Below are 15,594 nucleotides of genomic sequence, written 5' to 3'. Positions count from 1 at the left end.
AGTTATATTATAAATTTTCTTTGATAAAATTAGTCATTTTATTATAAAGCTGAATTCTTGTTTTTCCGCCATAAATACCATGATCTTTATCTGGATAGATTTGAGAATCAAATTGTTTATTAGCCTGAATTAAAGCTTCCATCATCTGCATTGAGTTTTGAACATGAACATTGTCATCGCCAGAACCGTGAATCAACAAAAACTTACCTTTCAATTTATCAACGTGATTTATTGGAGAGTTTTGATCGTATCCGCTTGCGTTTTCCTGTGGAGTCTGCATATATCTTTCTGTGTAAACACTGTCATAAAACCTCCAGTTTGTAACCGGCGCAACAGCAATTGCCATTTTGAAAACATCATTTCCTTGAAAAATACAGTTAGAAGCCATAAAACCACCATAACTCCATCCAAAAATTCCGATTCTTGAAGCATCAACATACGGATATGCTCCAATTACTTTTGCAGCATCGATTTGATCTTCAACTTCATATTTTCCTAATTCTTTCTGAGTTACTTTTTTGAAATCAGCACCTTTATAACCTGTACCTCTTCCATCAACACAAACTACAATATATCCTTGCTGCGTCAATGAAAGAAACCAATAATCGTTAGAATTATTCCATTGATCTGCTACTTGCTGTGATCCTGGCCCAGAATACTGAAACATGAAAACCGGATATTTTTTTGAAGCATCAAAATCTTTTGGCTTTAAAATCCAGGTATTCAATTCGTTTCCTTTTGCTGTTTTTAAAACAAAGAATTCTTTCGAAGGAAGATTATACGCTTTCAATTTATCAGCAAGAGCCTGATTGTTCTCGATAACCTGAATTTCTTTTCCTGTTTTCGCCTCGTTTAAAGTATAAGTCGCAGGCACTAAATTACTTGAAAAAGTTGTAATGAAATATTGAAAATTAGGACTAAAGGTTGCTGCACTTGTACCTTTTTTTGAAGACAAACGCACTTTATTTTTTCCGTCTAAACTAATTCTGTAAAGATCTCTGTTGACAGAACCATTTTCTGTAGACTGATAGAAAATCGTTTTTGTTTTTTCGTCGAAACCGTAGTATGAAGTTACTTCCCAGTTTCCTTTTGTAACCTGATTTTTAAGTTTTCCTGTTTTATCATATACATAAATATGATTAAAACCGTCTTTTTCGCTTGTCCAGATAAAAGTATTATCTTTTAAGAAAGTCAAATTATCTGTAACATCCACATACGCTTTATCTTTTTCATTTAAAACTACTTTTGCTGCAGCCGTAGTTCCATCGATAAATAATAAATCCAGATTATCCTGATGACGGTTTAAAACCTGAGCAGATAATACATTATTATCATTTGTCCACTGCATTCTGGCAATGTAAAAATCATTGTAATTTCCTAAATCTACCTTTTTAGAAGTATTTCCTGCTGCATCATAAATATGTAATGAAACTACAGAATTCTTTTCTCCGGCTTTTGGATATTTAAAAGTTTCGATTGTTGGATACAAATCTTTATGAAACATAGACATAGAAAATTCCGGAACCTGACTTTCGTCAAAACGAATATAAGCTAATTTTTTACTGTCCTTGCTCCAGTCAAATGCACGTACAAAAGCAAATTCTTCTTCATAAACCCAGTCAGTTATACCATTAATAACGGCATTTTTCTTTCCGTCAGCAGTAACCGCCGTAGATTTTTTTGAAGCAGTATCGTATATATAAAGGTTGTTTTCTTTTGCGTAAGCGATTTTCGTTCCGTCAGGCGAGAATGTTGGTTCCTGAATCTGAAAATCAACAAGTTTAGTCAAGGTTTTTGCTGCAATATCATAAAGATAGTAATCAGCAGTAAAAGAGTGACGGAAGATTTTAGTAGAATTACAAGCAATTAAGATCTTTTTTTCAGAAGCATCAAAAGTATAGCTGTCAATTCCGTCGGCAAGTTCTTTGAAGTTTTTAGTATCAATAAGATTCGATACTTTTTTCAGCGTTGCAAAATCGTATAAATCAATCTGCATGCTTCTGCTCGCCTGATCAATATTTAAAACAGTATATTGATTTGTATTTTTCAGCGATTGAAGTTCATCCATTCCTTTTGCCCGGAAAGTACCGCTAAAAACATTTTCGACAGTTATTTTTTGCTGTCCAAAAACGACCGCAGTTAAAAATAAAAGTACTGCAGTAAATTTACTTGTATTCATTAGAATTATTTTAAATATAAAAAGAGCCCAATTTTAATAAAAAAAATAAACATAATACACATTTTAAGTGTTAAATGTTAAAAAAAATAACGATTGCGTATTTTCATGTTTGAAATACATTGCAAACGAAACTCTTAAAATAGTATCTTTGCAGCTACATTATTATTTAATATATTGAGAATGAACAACGCTGTTGCAGGATTTTCTAAATTATCCAAAAAAGAAAAAATTAACTGGATCGCTAATGAATATTTTTCGACTCCCGAAGAAGCATTAAATATTATAAGAAATTACTGGAATTCAGACGAAAAGCTCCAACAGCTGCATGATGAATTTATTGAGAATACGATTACCAATTTGTATATTCCGCTTGGAGTAGCTCCTAATTTTTTGATTAATGGAAAGTATAAAACCATTCCTATGGCCATTGAGGAAAGCTCAGTTGTGGCCGCAGCCTCAAAAGCAGCAAAATTTTGGGCTTCGCGCGGAGGCTTCAAAACTACTGTAATTGACACCGAAAAAATCGGTCAGGTTCATTTTAATTTTAATGGTGATGCCGAAAAATTACAATCTTTTTTTCAACAAATAAAACCAAAGTTTTTCTCTGATACGCAAAGTATTACTAAAAATATGCAGGAACGCGGTGGCGGTATACTTGATATTCAGCTAAAAGACAAACGTAATTTACTTGAGAATTACTATCAGCTTCATGCCACTTTTGAAACCAAAGACAGCATGGGGGCCAATTTTATTAATTCGTGCTTAGAGCAGTTTGCTTCGACTTTAAAAGAAGAGTTTCAGGATTCTGATTTATTTTCTGAAAAAGATACTCTGACTGTAATTATGAGTATTTTATCTAATTACGTTCCGAATTGTCTTGTTAGAGCCGAAGTTTCGTGTCCAATTGAAGATTTATCCGAAAAACACATTACCAATCCACAGGATTTTGCTGATCGTTTTGTTCAGGCGGTTCAAATTGCCGAAATTGAACCTTTTAGAGCGGTAACACACAATAAAGGAATCATGAATGGTGTCGATGCTGTGGTTTTGGCAACCGGAAATGATTTTAGAGCTGTAGAAGCGGGAGTTCATGCTTACGCATCAAAAAACGGCCAATACGCAAGTTTATCACACGCTAAAATCGAGAACGGAATTTTTACCTTCTGGCTTGAAATTCCTTTAGCATTAGGAACCGTTGGCGGATTGACTTCGTTACATCCATTGGTAAAATTATGCCTGGAAATGCTCGAAAAACCTTCTGCAAGAGAGTTAATGGAAATTACTGCTGTTGCCGGTTTAGCACAAAACTTTGCCGCTTTGCGCTCTTTAACCACAACAGGAATTCAGGAAGGACATATGAAAATGCACCTTAATAATATCATCAACCAATTTGAAGCAACTGAAGAAGAACGTCGTTTAATCAAATCTCATTTTAAAAAAAATACAGTTTCACACAGCGCTGTAGTTGAATTCATTGAAAGTTTAAGAAAATAATTAGAAGCTGCTCCCGCTATCCGTTGCAATCTTTTCCTTTTTCAAAGAAAAAAGCAAAAGGATTTCCACTTTTATCGGGGCTAAAAAATACGTATGTCAACAACCTTTTACAGTAACGGAAAACTATTCATTTCTGGAGAATATTTAGTTTTAGATGGCGCAGATGCCTTTGCACTGCCAACAAAATTTGGTCAGGATTTAATTGTTGAAGATGGAGAAAACCAAATAATCGAATGGAAAAGTTACGACTACGATAAACAGCTTTGGTTTGAAAATGTGATTTCATTTGATGAAATCATAAACAACATAAATTCTGAAATCGAAACTGTAAGAACAACTTTAATCAATATTCTGCATGAAGCCTATCTTTTAAATCCAGAGTTTATCGAGCAGTCAAAAGGATATAAAGTAACAACGAATCTTACTTTTCCAAGAAACTGGGGATTAGGAACGTCATCTACCTTGATTAATAACATTGCGCAGTGGACCAAGATTAATGCTTTTACACTGCTTAAAAACAGTTTTGGAGGCAGTGGTTATGATATTGCCTGTGCCCAAAATAATACTCCTATTTTATATAGAATAGAAAACAATTTTGTTGAACCGGTTATTTTCAATCCTGACTTTACAAAAAATATCTTCTTTGTATATCTTAACAAAAAACAGAATAGCAAAACTGCAATTCAAGCTTACAACAGACACAAAGATCAAAATTTAGCGAAAAGCGTTGCTGAAAACAACAAAATTACTAATACGATCCTGAATGCTAAAACCTTAAAAGAATTTGCTTATGCGGTCGAAAAGCATGAAATTCATTTAAGCAATATCATGGAAATAAAAACAATTAAAGAAATTGCTTTTCCAGATTTTAACGGTACAATTAAAAGTCTGGGCGCTTGGGGAGGAGATTTTGTAATGGTGGTTTCTAATGAAAATCCGAAGGATTATTTTTCATCAAAAGGATATAACATTATCCTGTCTTATGATGAAATGATTTTACAGGAATAATAATTAATCAATAAAGGAGAGTTAAAAATTTACTTTTTGATCATTTTCAACGGGTTCAGATTCCAAACGTCGCACTTTTTCATTTTCCTGTTCGTTTGATTCTATAAGTGTATTATGGAGACGCTCTGCCATTTTCTCTATACTGTTTGTGATAGAATCATACACCAACTCCATTCTGCGGTGTTTTTCTTCTTTCACGGCTCTTAAAACGTCTTCTACAAATACTTTATCGTACTTCTCAGCAACAGAGTCACGAGTATTCGTGAGTCTTATTACATAATCGTTGCTTAATATAGTAACCTTAAAATGCTGCTCTTCGTTACTTAAATAATATTTCCCCCCTAATTCATCAACATTGATGTCAGTACTGCTAACTTTTAAAAGTTCCGTAATTATTCCAAAAATGTGATTCTCTATTTTAGAATACACTTTAGGTTTTCTTCGTAAAAAACTAAACTTATAAAACATTAAATGGTTGATTATTAAAATATCTATTTATAATTATCTCAGAACTTCTATTAACAAATGTTTGTTAAATTCTCAATTTGTTACAACAAAAATTCCGACAAATTAACTGTAATATTTTTATAATCACAAATTTTTAAGGTTATATTTCCATAATTCCCATATAGTTAAGGAAATTGCATAAAACATTTACTACAAAATATTATTCCCTAATTATTAAATACAGAAAAACCCGAAACATTCAGTTGAACGTTTCGGGTTTTTCTTTTATTTATTTTACTAAAACTTTCGCTTAGTAGTTAAATTGCAATCTGTTATCTTCAATTTTAGCATTGTTTTTCAACGCTGGTAAAATTCTTCCTGCATCAGATGCAGTTTGAGCTTTTACTTTAGCAACATATTCAGCGTGATTTGTAAGAGCAGGAGCTTTTACAGTACTGATATTTTTTACTACATACACTCCAGTATTTCCTTCAATTGGCGCAGAAACTTTGTTAGCAGCTAAAGCAAATGCATTACCTACAACTTTTGGTTCTTGTCCTACTCCTCCAGGTAAAACTGGATTTTCTAAAGTAACATCAGCAGCTTGTTGTACAGCTACACCAGCACTTTTAGCGATAGCTTCAATAGTTGAACCTGTCATTTTAGCTTTTAAGATTTCAGCTTTTTTCTTGTTTTTCAAAATTGGCTCAACATATGGTCTAGCCATAGTAACAGAAACTAAACCAGATTTATTTTCGCTTTTGTATTGAGCAATTACGTGTCCGATATTAGCTAATTCAAAACGTTTTACGTCTCCTGCGTTTGTTTCTTTATCAAAAGCCCATCTAATGATGTTTCTTTGGTTTCCTAACGGTCCAAATTGCTCATCCATAGCTTTTGCAGATACCGGAGCAGCAACTTTTAAACCTAATTCTTTTGCAGTAGCAGCAAAATCTTTTTCTGCAGCTTCCATTTCGAATTTAGTAGCTAAAGTAAATACTTTATCAGAAGTAGCTTCAGAAGGCTCGATTTTTTGAGCAATTGTAGCTAAACGAATTCCGTCTTGTTTATCTGTAACTTTGATAATGTGGAAACCGAATGGAGTTTCTACTAAACCAACTTTTCCAATTCCGTTATTGAATACAAAATCATTGAATGGTTTTACCATTTGGCCTTGACCAAAATATCCTAAATCACCACCTTGCTGCGCAGATGAATCATCAGAGCTTGTAAAAGCCAACATCATGAAACTATTGGGATTTGCCTGAACCTGAGCCAGAATTTCTTCTGCTTTAGCTTTAGCCTCTTCTTTTGTTCTTTTTTCCTTTTGGTTTGGTGTTTGAGAACCTTCATAACCAATTAAAATATGGCTTGCTTTTGCGTTAACACCAGCTTTAAATCCTAATGATTTAGAAATTGCATAGTATCTTCCGTAAACATAAGGACCATAAATAGCTCCAGCTGGTAAGCTGAATAATTTATCAGCATCTACAGCTGGTAAAGCATTTTTAGGAACGTAAGTAGAATCATAAGGAACATCAGAATTTGCATTTACAAATTCAGCAATGTTTGTTGCGTTTCTAAATCCTGGTAACGAATCGTTTTTACCTGTTTTAGCATTGTAAACAACACTTCCAGATAATAAAGCAGTGATTTTAGCTTTAATATCAGCCTCATCTTCTTTAGAAGCTTTATCTTCAACTAAAACGTATTGAATTTCACGAGTTGCATCCGCTTTGAATTTTTTCTCGTTTTTCTTCATATAATCTACGATATCTGAATCAGAAATTTTTACTTCACTATCTTTAATAGAAGAGTATAATGCTCCAGCGTAAGCAAAGTTTACTTTGTTAGCTTCCATTTCATACTTTAACTTTCCTTCACTAGCAGTTGTGTAAAGTCCAGATTTTACCAAAGTATTGTAAATTTGAAATTTTGCATTTAATTCAGCATCTTTTTCTTTTTCAGAAATATATTGTGCTGCTTCAGGATTTGCTTTAAAGTAGTCTTTAAATTTTACTACATCAAACATTCCTGCTGCGTTTAAAAACATAGGGTTTTTTCCAATATTTGGATCTGATTTTAAAACTTCAAGTAAGTGTTTTTCACCCACTCTCAATCCTAATTTATCAAACTGAGCTGATAATAATGCGATTGAAACTTCTTGATCCCAAACTCTGTTTGCAGCTTCAGTGGAAGTAATTCCTTGACCACTTTTTTCAAGATTACTAACTTTAACTCTAAAGTCTTCAAATGAAATATCTTTTCCATCGATGCTTCCTACATCTTTTGAACTTTGACTAAATGTTCCTTTACCGATTAGATCTTGTATTATAAATGCAAATAATGCAAGTGCAATAACTCCTATCAATAAAGCGGAACGCTGTCTAATTTTTGCTAAAACTGCCATTTTTATTATCGTTAATTTTATATTCAGTTTGCGAAAATACAATTATCTAGTTAATAACAATACAACTAGCGTTTTATTTTACACAATTTTTTTTAATTATTTAAAAATTCACTCTTTTATTGTCATTTTGACCAATTCAATTTTCTTATTTGAGGCCTGTTCAATCTTAAAATGAAACCTGTCAATCACAATTTTATCGCCTTTTTGCGGGATTTCTTTGGTAGAATTTACAATAAAACCGCCTAATGTTCCGTATGAATCTTCTTCCGGGATCATCAATTTATAGGTTTCATTTAAATACTCCACATCTAAACGTGTCGAGAACAAATACTTACCTTCTCCCAGCTCCTGTTCAATCAATTCTTCGTCCAAATCATGTTCGTCTTCTATTTCTCCAAAAAGCTCTTCAACGATATCTTCTATCGTTACAATTCCCGAAGTTCCGCCATATTCATCTAAAACAACCGCAACATTTTTTCGCTTTTTTATCAGAATATTTAAAGCGTCTTTTATAAGAATAGTTTCCGGAACAAACTCAACAGTCATTAAAACCGATTTTATGGTTTTAGGTTTTTTAAACAGATCAAATGAATGCACATAACCTACAATATCATCGAGTGAGTTTTGACTTACTACAATTTTTGAATATCCGGTTTCTATAAAAAGCTCTTTTAGATCTGAAACACTGTCAAATAAATCTATTGCAACAAGCTCAGTGCGAGGCGTCATGATGTCGCGCGCTTTTACGCCTGAAAACTCTAACGCATTTTGAAAAATCTGAATTTCTGAATCTACTTCATCATCTTCTTCTACAGAACTCATTTGTTCTGTAATATAATTTCCTAATTCTACTTTACTAAAATACAACTGCACCTGATCTCCTTCTGTCTTAAAAAACTTTCTTAGAATAAAATCGGATATCCAGATAAAAAATGTGGAGATATAATAAAAGAGTCTATAAAAAAGATAAGCAGGAATTGCAAAAATCTTTATTAATGAATTGGCGTAAATTTGAAAAAAAACTTTCGGAAAAAATTCAGCAGTAACTAAAATGATAAAAGTCGAAATTACCGTTTGAACCAGAATAGTGGTTAGAGTTGAAAATTGAAATCCAAGATCAATTATCCACGCAATAACAAAATCCCCCATATAAAACCCATACACAACAAGGGCTAAATTGTTGCCAATAAGCATTGAAGCAATGAATTTTGAAGGATTCTCGGTAAGTTTACTTAGAATTTGAGACAGAAAATTATCTTGTTTTTTCTCAATTCCAAGATAAATTTTGTTTGAGGAAATAAAAGCTATTTCCATTCCTGAAAAAAAGGCTGATAGTATTAAACATAGTATTATAATACTAATTTCCATTTTTATTATTTTTTATTTCGGTCGTTATACTTATTAAGAAATCTTCTCCTGAAGAAAAACATAAAAATTGCCATTCCGGCAATAACAAAGCTTAAAGGATAACCTTCATTGTTCTCATTCAATTTAACTACTCCATCATAAATAAAGTAAACTGCAAATAAGATATAAACGTATTGTGTGTATTTTAAATAACCCATAATTATAATTCTTCTTCTGTTTCAAATTCACCGCTTATGCGCTGTGAATTAATCACTTTAAAATCTTTACTAAAATCAATTCCCTGACCGTAAGAGATACCTTTTGCATCTGTAAGTTTAAATTTTCTTTCAGTATAAAACCACTCATTTTTTTGATCAAAAAACATTTGTTCTGTTTCCAAAACCTGACCTGCTTCTGAGGTGATTTTAACTTTTCCCTGCAAGTCTATTATGCTTGTATTTTTATACGAAACCGCATAATTTGATCTTATAAAGGTACGTTTTTGTTTTTTGTCGTATAAAGTAACATCGATCCCTTTTGGAAACTCTGTAAAAGGAAAATCAAGATTTGAATAATCCAGCATCTTTGAACTTATCAAAACTCCGGTTATTTTTCCAGAATCTGTATATTTAATATTTACAGTATCTGCATCACTTGCCGGAACAAATTCTGAGAAGTTAATTTTCTGAACATCTTTAAAATTACTTTCGCATCCAAAAAACAGTGTCACAGCAATAACTGTGACAACGCTTATGATATATCTCTTTGGTAAATTCATTTGCCAAATGTAATAAATTGTAATGAGCTTATAAAAACATAAATTTATGTTTTAATTGAATTTACTCTTCACAAACCATTTATCATTAAAAGAGAATCCTACACTAAAGTTTACATAGTTTTCCTGAACTAAGTCGGAAGAAACAGTTCCTCTTTTACCAAATTCAATTCCGAAGTTTACATTTGAAAAATAACCCGGAATTGGGATTCCTGCTCCTAGTGTCATTCCAACATCTTTTATTGATTCGTTGTTAACGATTAAACCTATTTTCTCATATTTTAAACCTGCGCGATATGTAATTCTGCTAAGGTAGCTTGTAAAAGAAGCGTAGTTTGGAATGTAATAACCTCCAATAGCATATTTAGAATATTTCTCGTACTGAACATTTTGAGCTGCATTGTAGTAATTTCCCAATCGGCCTTCGTCCTGAAAAGTTAACGTTGTACCAACTAACCATTTTCTTGACTCTCCGATACCTGCTCCAATAGTTAATTTATTAGGAAGTTTTAAATCTTGAGTAACGTTTGGATAAGGATAAGTATCCGGATCACCGCTTACAGTAATTTCTCTTGTACTTTCAGAAGTAAGCGTACTTGCAAAAGTGTAGCTCAAACTTGTAAATAAATTTACTTTATTGTAAAGTTTAGTCTGATACATTGTACCAATATCAAAATTAACTCCAGATAATGTAGATACATTTGTTTCTGAAGTAGTATTTTGAACACCTGTTACCTGCTCAATACTTGTGGTTGTAATTTTTCCAAAATTATATTGCAAATCAGCACCAATACTCCAGTTTGGTTTTATTTTGTAGGCTAAACCGAAATAAACTTTATTTATACCTCCCTTTCCATTTAACTGTGCACTTACTCCGTTTTCTACAGCTGTATTATCACTTAGGATTTTATACCCAACAGATGATAATGGAATTAAACCAAACGATGCTCCAAATTTCCCCATTGGAATACCAACTGCCAAATAATCAAAAGTTGTTCTTTGTGCTTTTGCAGATTCGCTGTCCGATTTTAATGTAGAAGTTCCAAAAGTTCCTCCCACAGTAAAAGTGGTTTGCATTAAGTTGGCATAACTTGACGGATTTTCAATATTCAAGTGAATACTATCCTGCTCAACAGCAACGCCCGCCATAGATCTATACTCTAAAGTACCTTTGAATTTAATATCCCCAATTCCGTAAAAAGAATAAGGCGATGCAGTACCTTCCTGAGCGAATGAAGCGAACGATATAAGCAAACAAGCGCTTATTATAATTTTTTTAATCATTGTCGATTTTATATTGATATGTTTGGCTCAAACTCTCTAAAAGGAAATTTGAATTGGCAAATATGGTATTTTTTAATCGTTTAGCCAAAAAATCTGCATCGCCGCCCGTTAAAATTATTATAAAATTTGCAAAGTTCGAGCGATATTCATCGATAAAACCGTCAATCTCATAGACGAAGCCATTGACAACTCCTGAATGAATCGCCTGAGCTGTGGAGTCTCCTATATAAGAATAAGGTTCTTCTAATGCCAGCAAAGGCAGTCTGGCCGTGTAATTGTGTAAAGTTTCGTAACGCAAACGAAGACCGGGAGAGATTGCTCCGCCCAAATAATTATCGTTTTCGTCGATGAAATCGTAGGTTATACAAGTCCCGGCATCTATAACTAACCTGTTTTGTTTTGGAAACTGCAATGTTGCACCGGCTGCCAAAATCATTCGGTCGATTCCTAAAGTTGCCGGCGTTGCATATTTATTATGAAATGGAAAAACATCTTCGTGAGTAAAAAAATGAACATTTACCTTCTTTTCGAAAGTCAAAAAAGATTGTTTTTCGACATTTCCAACCGAAGCAACAACCAAATCTGTGCAGTTTTGAAATTTTTCTAAAATTTTTTCAATTTTTTTTTCAAGTTCATTTTTCTCAAAAACAAAATTCTCCAAAACACTATTTCCTTCAAAGACAGCCGCTTTAATTCTGGTATTTCCAACATCAACAGTTAAAATCATTTTTTCTTTTTGTTTCTGCGAAGATACGAATAGATTTTTTTTCTAAAATGTTTTGGATAAACGGAAAATGATTCTATCTTTGCACCCGCATTGAGCACAAGACGGTACCTTAGCTCAGATGGTAGAGCAATGGACTGAAAATCCATGTGTCCCTGGTTCGATCCCTGGAGGTACCACCAAAACCCGAATAGCAATATTCGGGTTTTTTGTTTTTAATACTTTCTTGAAAAGTTTAACCGCAAAGTTCGCAAAGAAAAAACGCAAGGTTCACAAAGTTTGATATAAACTTTGCGAACCTTGCGTAAACCTTAGCGCCCTTGTCGTTAAAAAACAAAAAAACTTACTGATGAAATACAGAAACCGCAGGGAAATAATATCCTGAAAAACTTACTGTTCCTGTTTTAGCACCTGAATCAGCATTGAATAAGTAAAGATTATTGATTGCGAAATTTGCACCATATCCTTCATTAACTGTATTTACCACTAAAGTGTTTTTCTTTTTATCATAACCAATTCCTGCGCCATATAATATATTGGAATCTGTTAAGGATACAAAAGGCGTTGCTAGTGAAGCAGCATCTCCATTATATTTATAAATTTCTTTACCACCGCTCCAACTGCCATTTTTAGCAATAAAGATATCCTTTTTTGATGCCGTGACAGATCCCGGATGCCAAGCTCCCCAGCTTCCGTATGCCTGAAAACCTAATTCAATTTCTTTTACTTCAAGATTATTTGAGTCTATACTTATAAGTTTTGTTCCTCCAGCTGCCCAAACTTTTTTATCTTCGGTAACAGCAAATCCCAGAACCATGCCTGAAATTGTTTTTTCGACTGCAAATGTTGAAGCATTAATTACAATAACGCCTTTTGCAGCAGACATCGCAAAAATATAACCGTTTGCTTTTACAACATCTCCTACCTGACCTGTAATACCTTCAATTTGTCCGTTCAATTCCATTGTATTCAAATTGAGTTTAAATATTCCTTTTCCAGAAGTAAGCAATGCCTGGTCATCATCGATTGCAACCACTGCACGCCAATCGTTTCCGCCTTGAGCCGGAATTCTTTTTTCTTCTTTAAGCGAATAAGCATCAGCCACTACAACTGGTCCGCCGACTTTAGAAACCAAGAATAGTTTTTTGTTAAAGATGGTTCCAAATTCCAATGTTGACGATTCCGGCTTTAGATCTTTATCCGGATTTACTTTTACAAAAACACTGTCTTCTATTGCTTTTGTATCGTATCTATAAAACCCTACGGTTCCTGTTCCGTGCCCAAACCAGCCTTCATTGATCATAAAGAAACCATTTTCATAAGCTCCAAATGTGTGAATATCGTAAGTAAGAGATACATTTCCTCCATTATTTTTGGCTGTCATTGTGATCTTAAAATCTCCTCTTGTTTCTGGTTTAAAAGTATAGATAGAATCAGATCCTACAACATTTCCGTTTACAGCCCATTCAAATGAAACGTTATTTCTGTCTTTTATTTTTGAACTCAAATGCAGTGTTTTTCCAATTGTCAAAGTATCTTTTAATTGCTGTTCACCGCTTATTGCCGGTGGTGCCGTAAAATCGTCATCATTATTACATGAAGTTATCAGCATCATTAAAGAGGCAGCAGCAATTAATGGCTTGGAAAAAAAATTGTTTTTCATTATTAAATATTTAAAATTATATTACTCAAATGTTTTAAACCAATTGTATTATTATAGAAAAAAACGCTGTAAAATAAACTTGTGTTCGTTTTTGTTCAAAAAGCAAACTTGTCTTGTACAACGATACGTTTTAATGATTTTTTTAATGGAGAAAAACAAAACATCGGGAAGAAAACATCCAACAGAAAACTGTTTTTTACGATATCCTGTTTGCAGAAAAAAAATCTCATAAACTTATTTTTAGCTTACGAGAATAGAATGACCAAACAATACTATTATCACGTAGAGTGAAAGTATTGTTCTTAATTCCAGCTTCAATCCCCGAAAGCTATTTATTACTATAAAAATGGCAGGTCTTCTGACTTGCTCCCTACACCCAGCCTTCCCTTTCAAAATGAAAAGTGACATATAAAGGGTTTCAGTTAATGAGCTTACAGCTGCGGGACAGTTTTGGATTTACACCAAATTCCCTTTTAATATCATATTTACTTAAATATGATAACCATTTTCTGGTTTAAATTTTGAGCTGCAAAACTAGTGTTTTCTTTTTTGAAATCCACGCATCCTAGTATTTAAAAGGCTTTCGACACATCTACCATTAACGCTTTATTTCGAATTATTAAGGATTGCCTGATTAAAGAAAAACATATCAACAATTATATTGTTTTTGTTAAAAAAGTATCAACTAAATAAAAAAATATCTTATATATTCGTAAAATCGTATTTTAAATTTTTATTTATTATAAAAAACACAGAGCGTTTTATGAGCAAAACTTCTACTAAAGGCATTTGGAAAGTAATTTCTGCCTCTTCTATGGGAACAATGATTGAATGGTACGATTTCTATATTTTTGGGAGTTTGGCCGTCGTAATTTCAACTAAATTTTTTCCGAGTGATAATCCAACCGCGGCATTTTTATCTACATTAGCCACATTTGCTGCCGGATTTGTTGTTAGACCTTTTGGCGCTTTGTTTTTTGGACGGTTGGGAGATATAATTGGCCGAAAATATACTTTCATGGCTACTTTATTATTAATGGGTGGTTCTACTTTTTTAATAGGCTGCATTCCGAGTTATGAAACCATTGGCTTTATGGCGCCTTTATTAGTTTTGATTTTACGTTTATTACAAGGCTTAGCTCTTGGCGGTGAATATGGCGGCGCAGCGACTTATGTTGCAGAGCACGCTCCGGTTGGACAGAAAGGATATTGGACATCGTGGATTCAAACTACAGCAACTGTTGGCTTGTTTATTTCTTTGATGGTTATTCTGGCTACGAAAAATGTACTTTCTGCAGAAGATTTTGATTCGTGGGGATGGCGCGTTCCTTTTTGGGTTTCTATTGTAATGGTAGGCGTTTCGTATTTAATTAGAAAAAATATGGATGAATCGCCTGTGTTTGCGAAAGCGAAGAAGGAAGGAACTACAAGTAAAAACCCATTAAAGGAAAGTTTTGGAAATCGATACAATTTAAAATTTGTTTTATTAGCTTTATTTGGTGCTACAATGGGACAGGGTGTCGTTTGGTATACCGGGCAGTTTTATGCTATGAGTTTCATGAAAACGGTTATGAATATTGACTCTTCGCAAGTCGACAGTTTACTTGGAATTGCATTATTAATAGGAACTCCATTTTTTATTGTTTTTGGATGGCTGAGCGACAAAGTGGGGCGAAAATACATTATGATGTCAGGAATGTTATTGGCTGTTTTATTCTACAGACCTATATATAAGATGATGTATAACACAACTGATGTGAGTTACAAAACCGAAATTGTAGAACAAACCTCTCAAAATGTCGAAAAAACTAAAAATAATGATCTAATTACCACTATTTCAAAAACCTATACTGATGGAACTACGTATATCGAAAAGAAAACAGATTTTGCTGATAAGAAAAAATCTCAAAGCAGTGTTACTATAAACATCAATTCCGGTGACGAATGGACTTTAATTTTTTTAGTTTTCATTCAGGTTTTATTTGTTGCAATGGTGTATGGTCCAATTGCGGCATTTTTAGTTGAAATGTTTCCAACTAAAATCAGATATACTTCTATGTCACTTCCTTATCATGTAGGGAATGGAATTTTTGGAGGTTTACTGCCCGCAATTTCAACTTATTTTGTAACGCATTCAAAAGCAGCCGGAAAAAGTGATTTTTATCTCGACGGACTTTGGTACCCTATTATAATTGCTTCGATCTGTTTTGTAATTGGAATGGTTTATATAGACAACAAAAATAAAATTAATCATCTTTAACAT

General features: G+C 33.2%; 12 protein-coding genes, 1 tRNA gene and 1 riboswitch. Of the genes, 4 read left to right on the top strand and 9 right to left on the bottom strand.

What is annotated here, in order from left to right:
* Positions 1-7: 7 nt before the first annotated feature.
* Complete coding sequence (locus L1276_RS09585; protein ID WP_253787195.1) at positions 8-2,179, bottom strand: S9 family peptidase; 2,172 nt, start codon at positions 2,177-2,179, stop codon at positions 8-10.
* A 180-nt stretch (positions 2,180-2,359) separates the two neighbouring features.
* Between L1276_RS09585 and L1276_RS09580 the strand changes: the two genes are divergently transcribed.
* Positions 2,360-3,673, top strand: coding sequence for a hydroxymethylglutaryl-CoA reductase, degradative (locus tag L1276_RS09580; RefSeq protein WP_253787193.1), 1,314 nt, complete (start codon positions 2,360-2,362; stop codon positions 3,671-3,673).
* A gap of 93 nt (positions 3,674-3,766) precedes the next feature.
* Positions 3,767-4,681 (top strand): GYDIA family GHMP kinase, encoded by a 915-nt coding sequence (locus tag L1276_RS09575; protein WP_253787191.1) that lies wholly within the window; start codon positions 3,767-3,769, stop codon positions 4,679-4,681.
* A 21-nt stretch (positions 4,682-4,702) separates the two neighbouring features.
* On the opposite strand, the gene L1276_RS09570 is transcribed toward L1276_RS09575, so the two are convergent.
* The 7 genes from L1276_RS09570 to L1276_RS09540 form a co-directional block, all read right to left on the bottom strand.
* The gene (locus tag L1276_RS09570; protein WP_253787189.1) at positions 4,703-5,110 is read right to left on the bottom strand and encodes a hypothetical protein; all 408 of its coding nucleotides are present in this window, start codon (positions 5,108-5,110) and stop codon (positions 4,703-4,705) included.
* 328 nt (positions 5,111-5,438) lie between these two features.
* A complete protein-coding gene (locus tag L1276_RS09565) occupies positions 5,439-7,538 on the bottom strand; it encodes a peptidylprolyl isomerase (protein WP_253787187.1) in 2,100 nt (699 codons plus the stop codon).
* 108 nt (positions 7,539-7,646) lie between these two features.
* Positions 7,647-8,906, bottom strand: coding sequence for a hemolysin family protein (locus tag L1276_RS09560; RefSeq protein WP_253787185.1), 1,260 nt, complete (start codon positions 8,904-8,906; stop codon positions 7,647-7,649).
* Positions 8,907-8,911: 5 nt separating this feature from the next.
* The gene (locus L1276_RS09555) at positions 8,912-9,103 is read right to left on the bottom strand and encodes a hypothetical protein (protein ID WP_071636096.1); all 192 of its coding nucleotides are present in this window, start codon (positions 9,101-9,103) and stop codon (positions 8,912-8,914) included.
* Positions 9,104-9,105: 2 nt separating this feature from the next.
* Positions 9,106-9,663, bottom strand: a complete 558-nt coding sequence (lptC, locus tag L1276_RS09550; protein ID WP_253787183.1) for an LPS export ABC transporter periplasmic protein LptC — start codon at positions 9,661-9,663, stop codon at positions 9,106-9,108.
* 51 nt (positions 9,664-9,714) lie between these two features.
* Positions 9,715-10,914, bottom strand: coding sequence for a hypothetical protein (locus L1276_RS09545; protein WP_371924158.1), 1,200 nt, complete (start codon positions 10,912-10,914; stop codon positions 9,715-9,717).
* Between the two features lie 22 nt (positions 10,915-10,936).
* Positions 10,937-11,671: a type III pantothenate kinase gene (locus tag L1276_RS09540; RefSeq protein WP_253787179.1), complete on the bottom strand. Its 735-nt coding sequence runs from the start codon at positions 11,669-11,671 to the stop codon at positions 10,937-10,939.
* 103 nt (positions 11,672-11,774) lie between these two features.
* On the opposite strand from L1276_RS09540, the gene L1276_RS09535 reads away from it, so the two are divergent.
* Positions 11,775-11,850 (top strand) — tRNA-Phe (locus tag L1276_RS09535).
* Positions 11,851-12,011: 161 nt separating this feature from the next.
* Here L1276_RS09535 and L1276_RS09530 read toward each other — a convergent pair.
* The gene (locus tag L1276_RS09530; RefSeq protein WP_253787178.1) at positions 12,012-13,331 is read right to left on the bottom strand and encodes a DUF5074 domain-containing protein; all 1,320 of its coding nucleotides are present in this window, start codon (positions 13,329-13,331) and stop codon (positions 12,012-12,014) included.
* 330 nt (positions 13,332-13,661) lie between these two features.
* A riboswitch (cobalamin riboswitch) is annotated at positions 13,662-13,853 on the bottom strand.
* 241 nt (positions 13,854-14,094) lie between these two features.
* Between L1276_RS09530 and L1276_RS09525 the strand changes: the two genes are divergently transcribed.
* Entirely contained in the window at positions 14,095-15,591 is a 1,497-nt protein-coding gene (locus tag L1276_RS09525) for an MFS transporter (RefSeq protein ID WP_253787176.1), read from the top strand.
* Positions 15,592-15,594: the final 3 nt, after the last annotated feature.

The sequence above is a fragment of the Flavobacterium sp. HSC-32F16 genome (assembly GCF_024171645.1).
In the GTDB taxonomy this organism is placed as follows: Bacteria; Bacteroidota; Bacteroidia; order Flavobacteriales; family Flavobacteriaceae; genus Flavobacterium.
The sequence above is the reverse complement of the archived record's forward strand: the minus strand, read 5'-3'. Positions and strand labels throughout refer to the sequence as shown.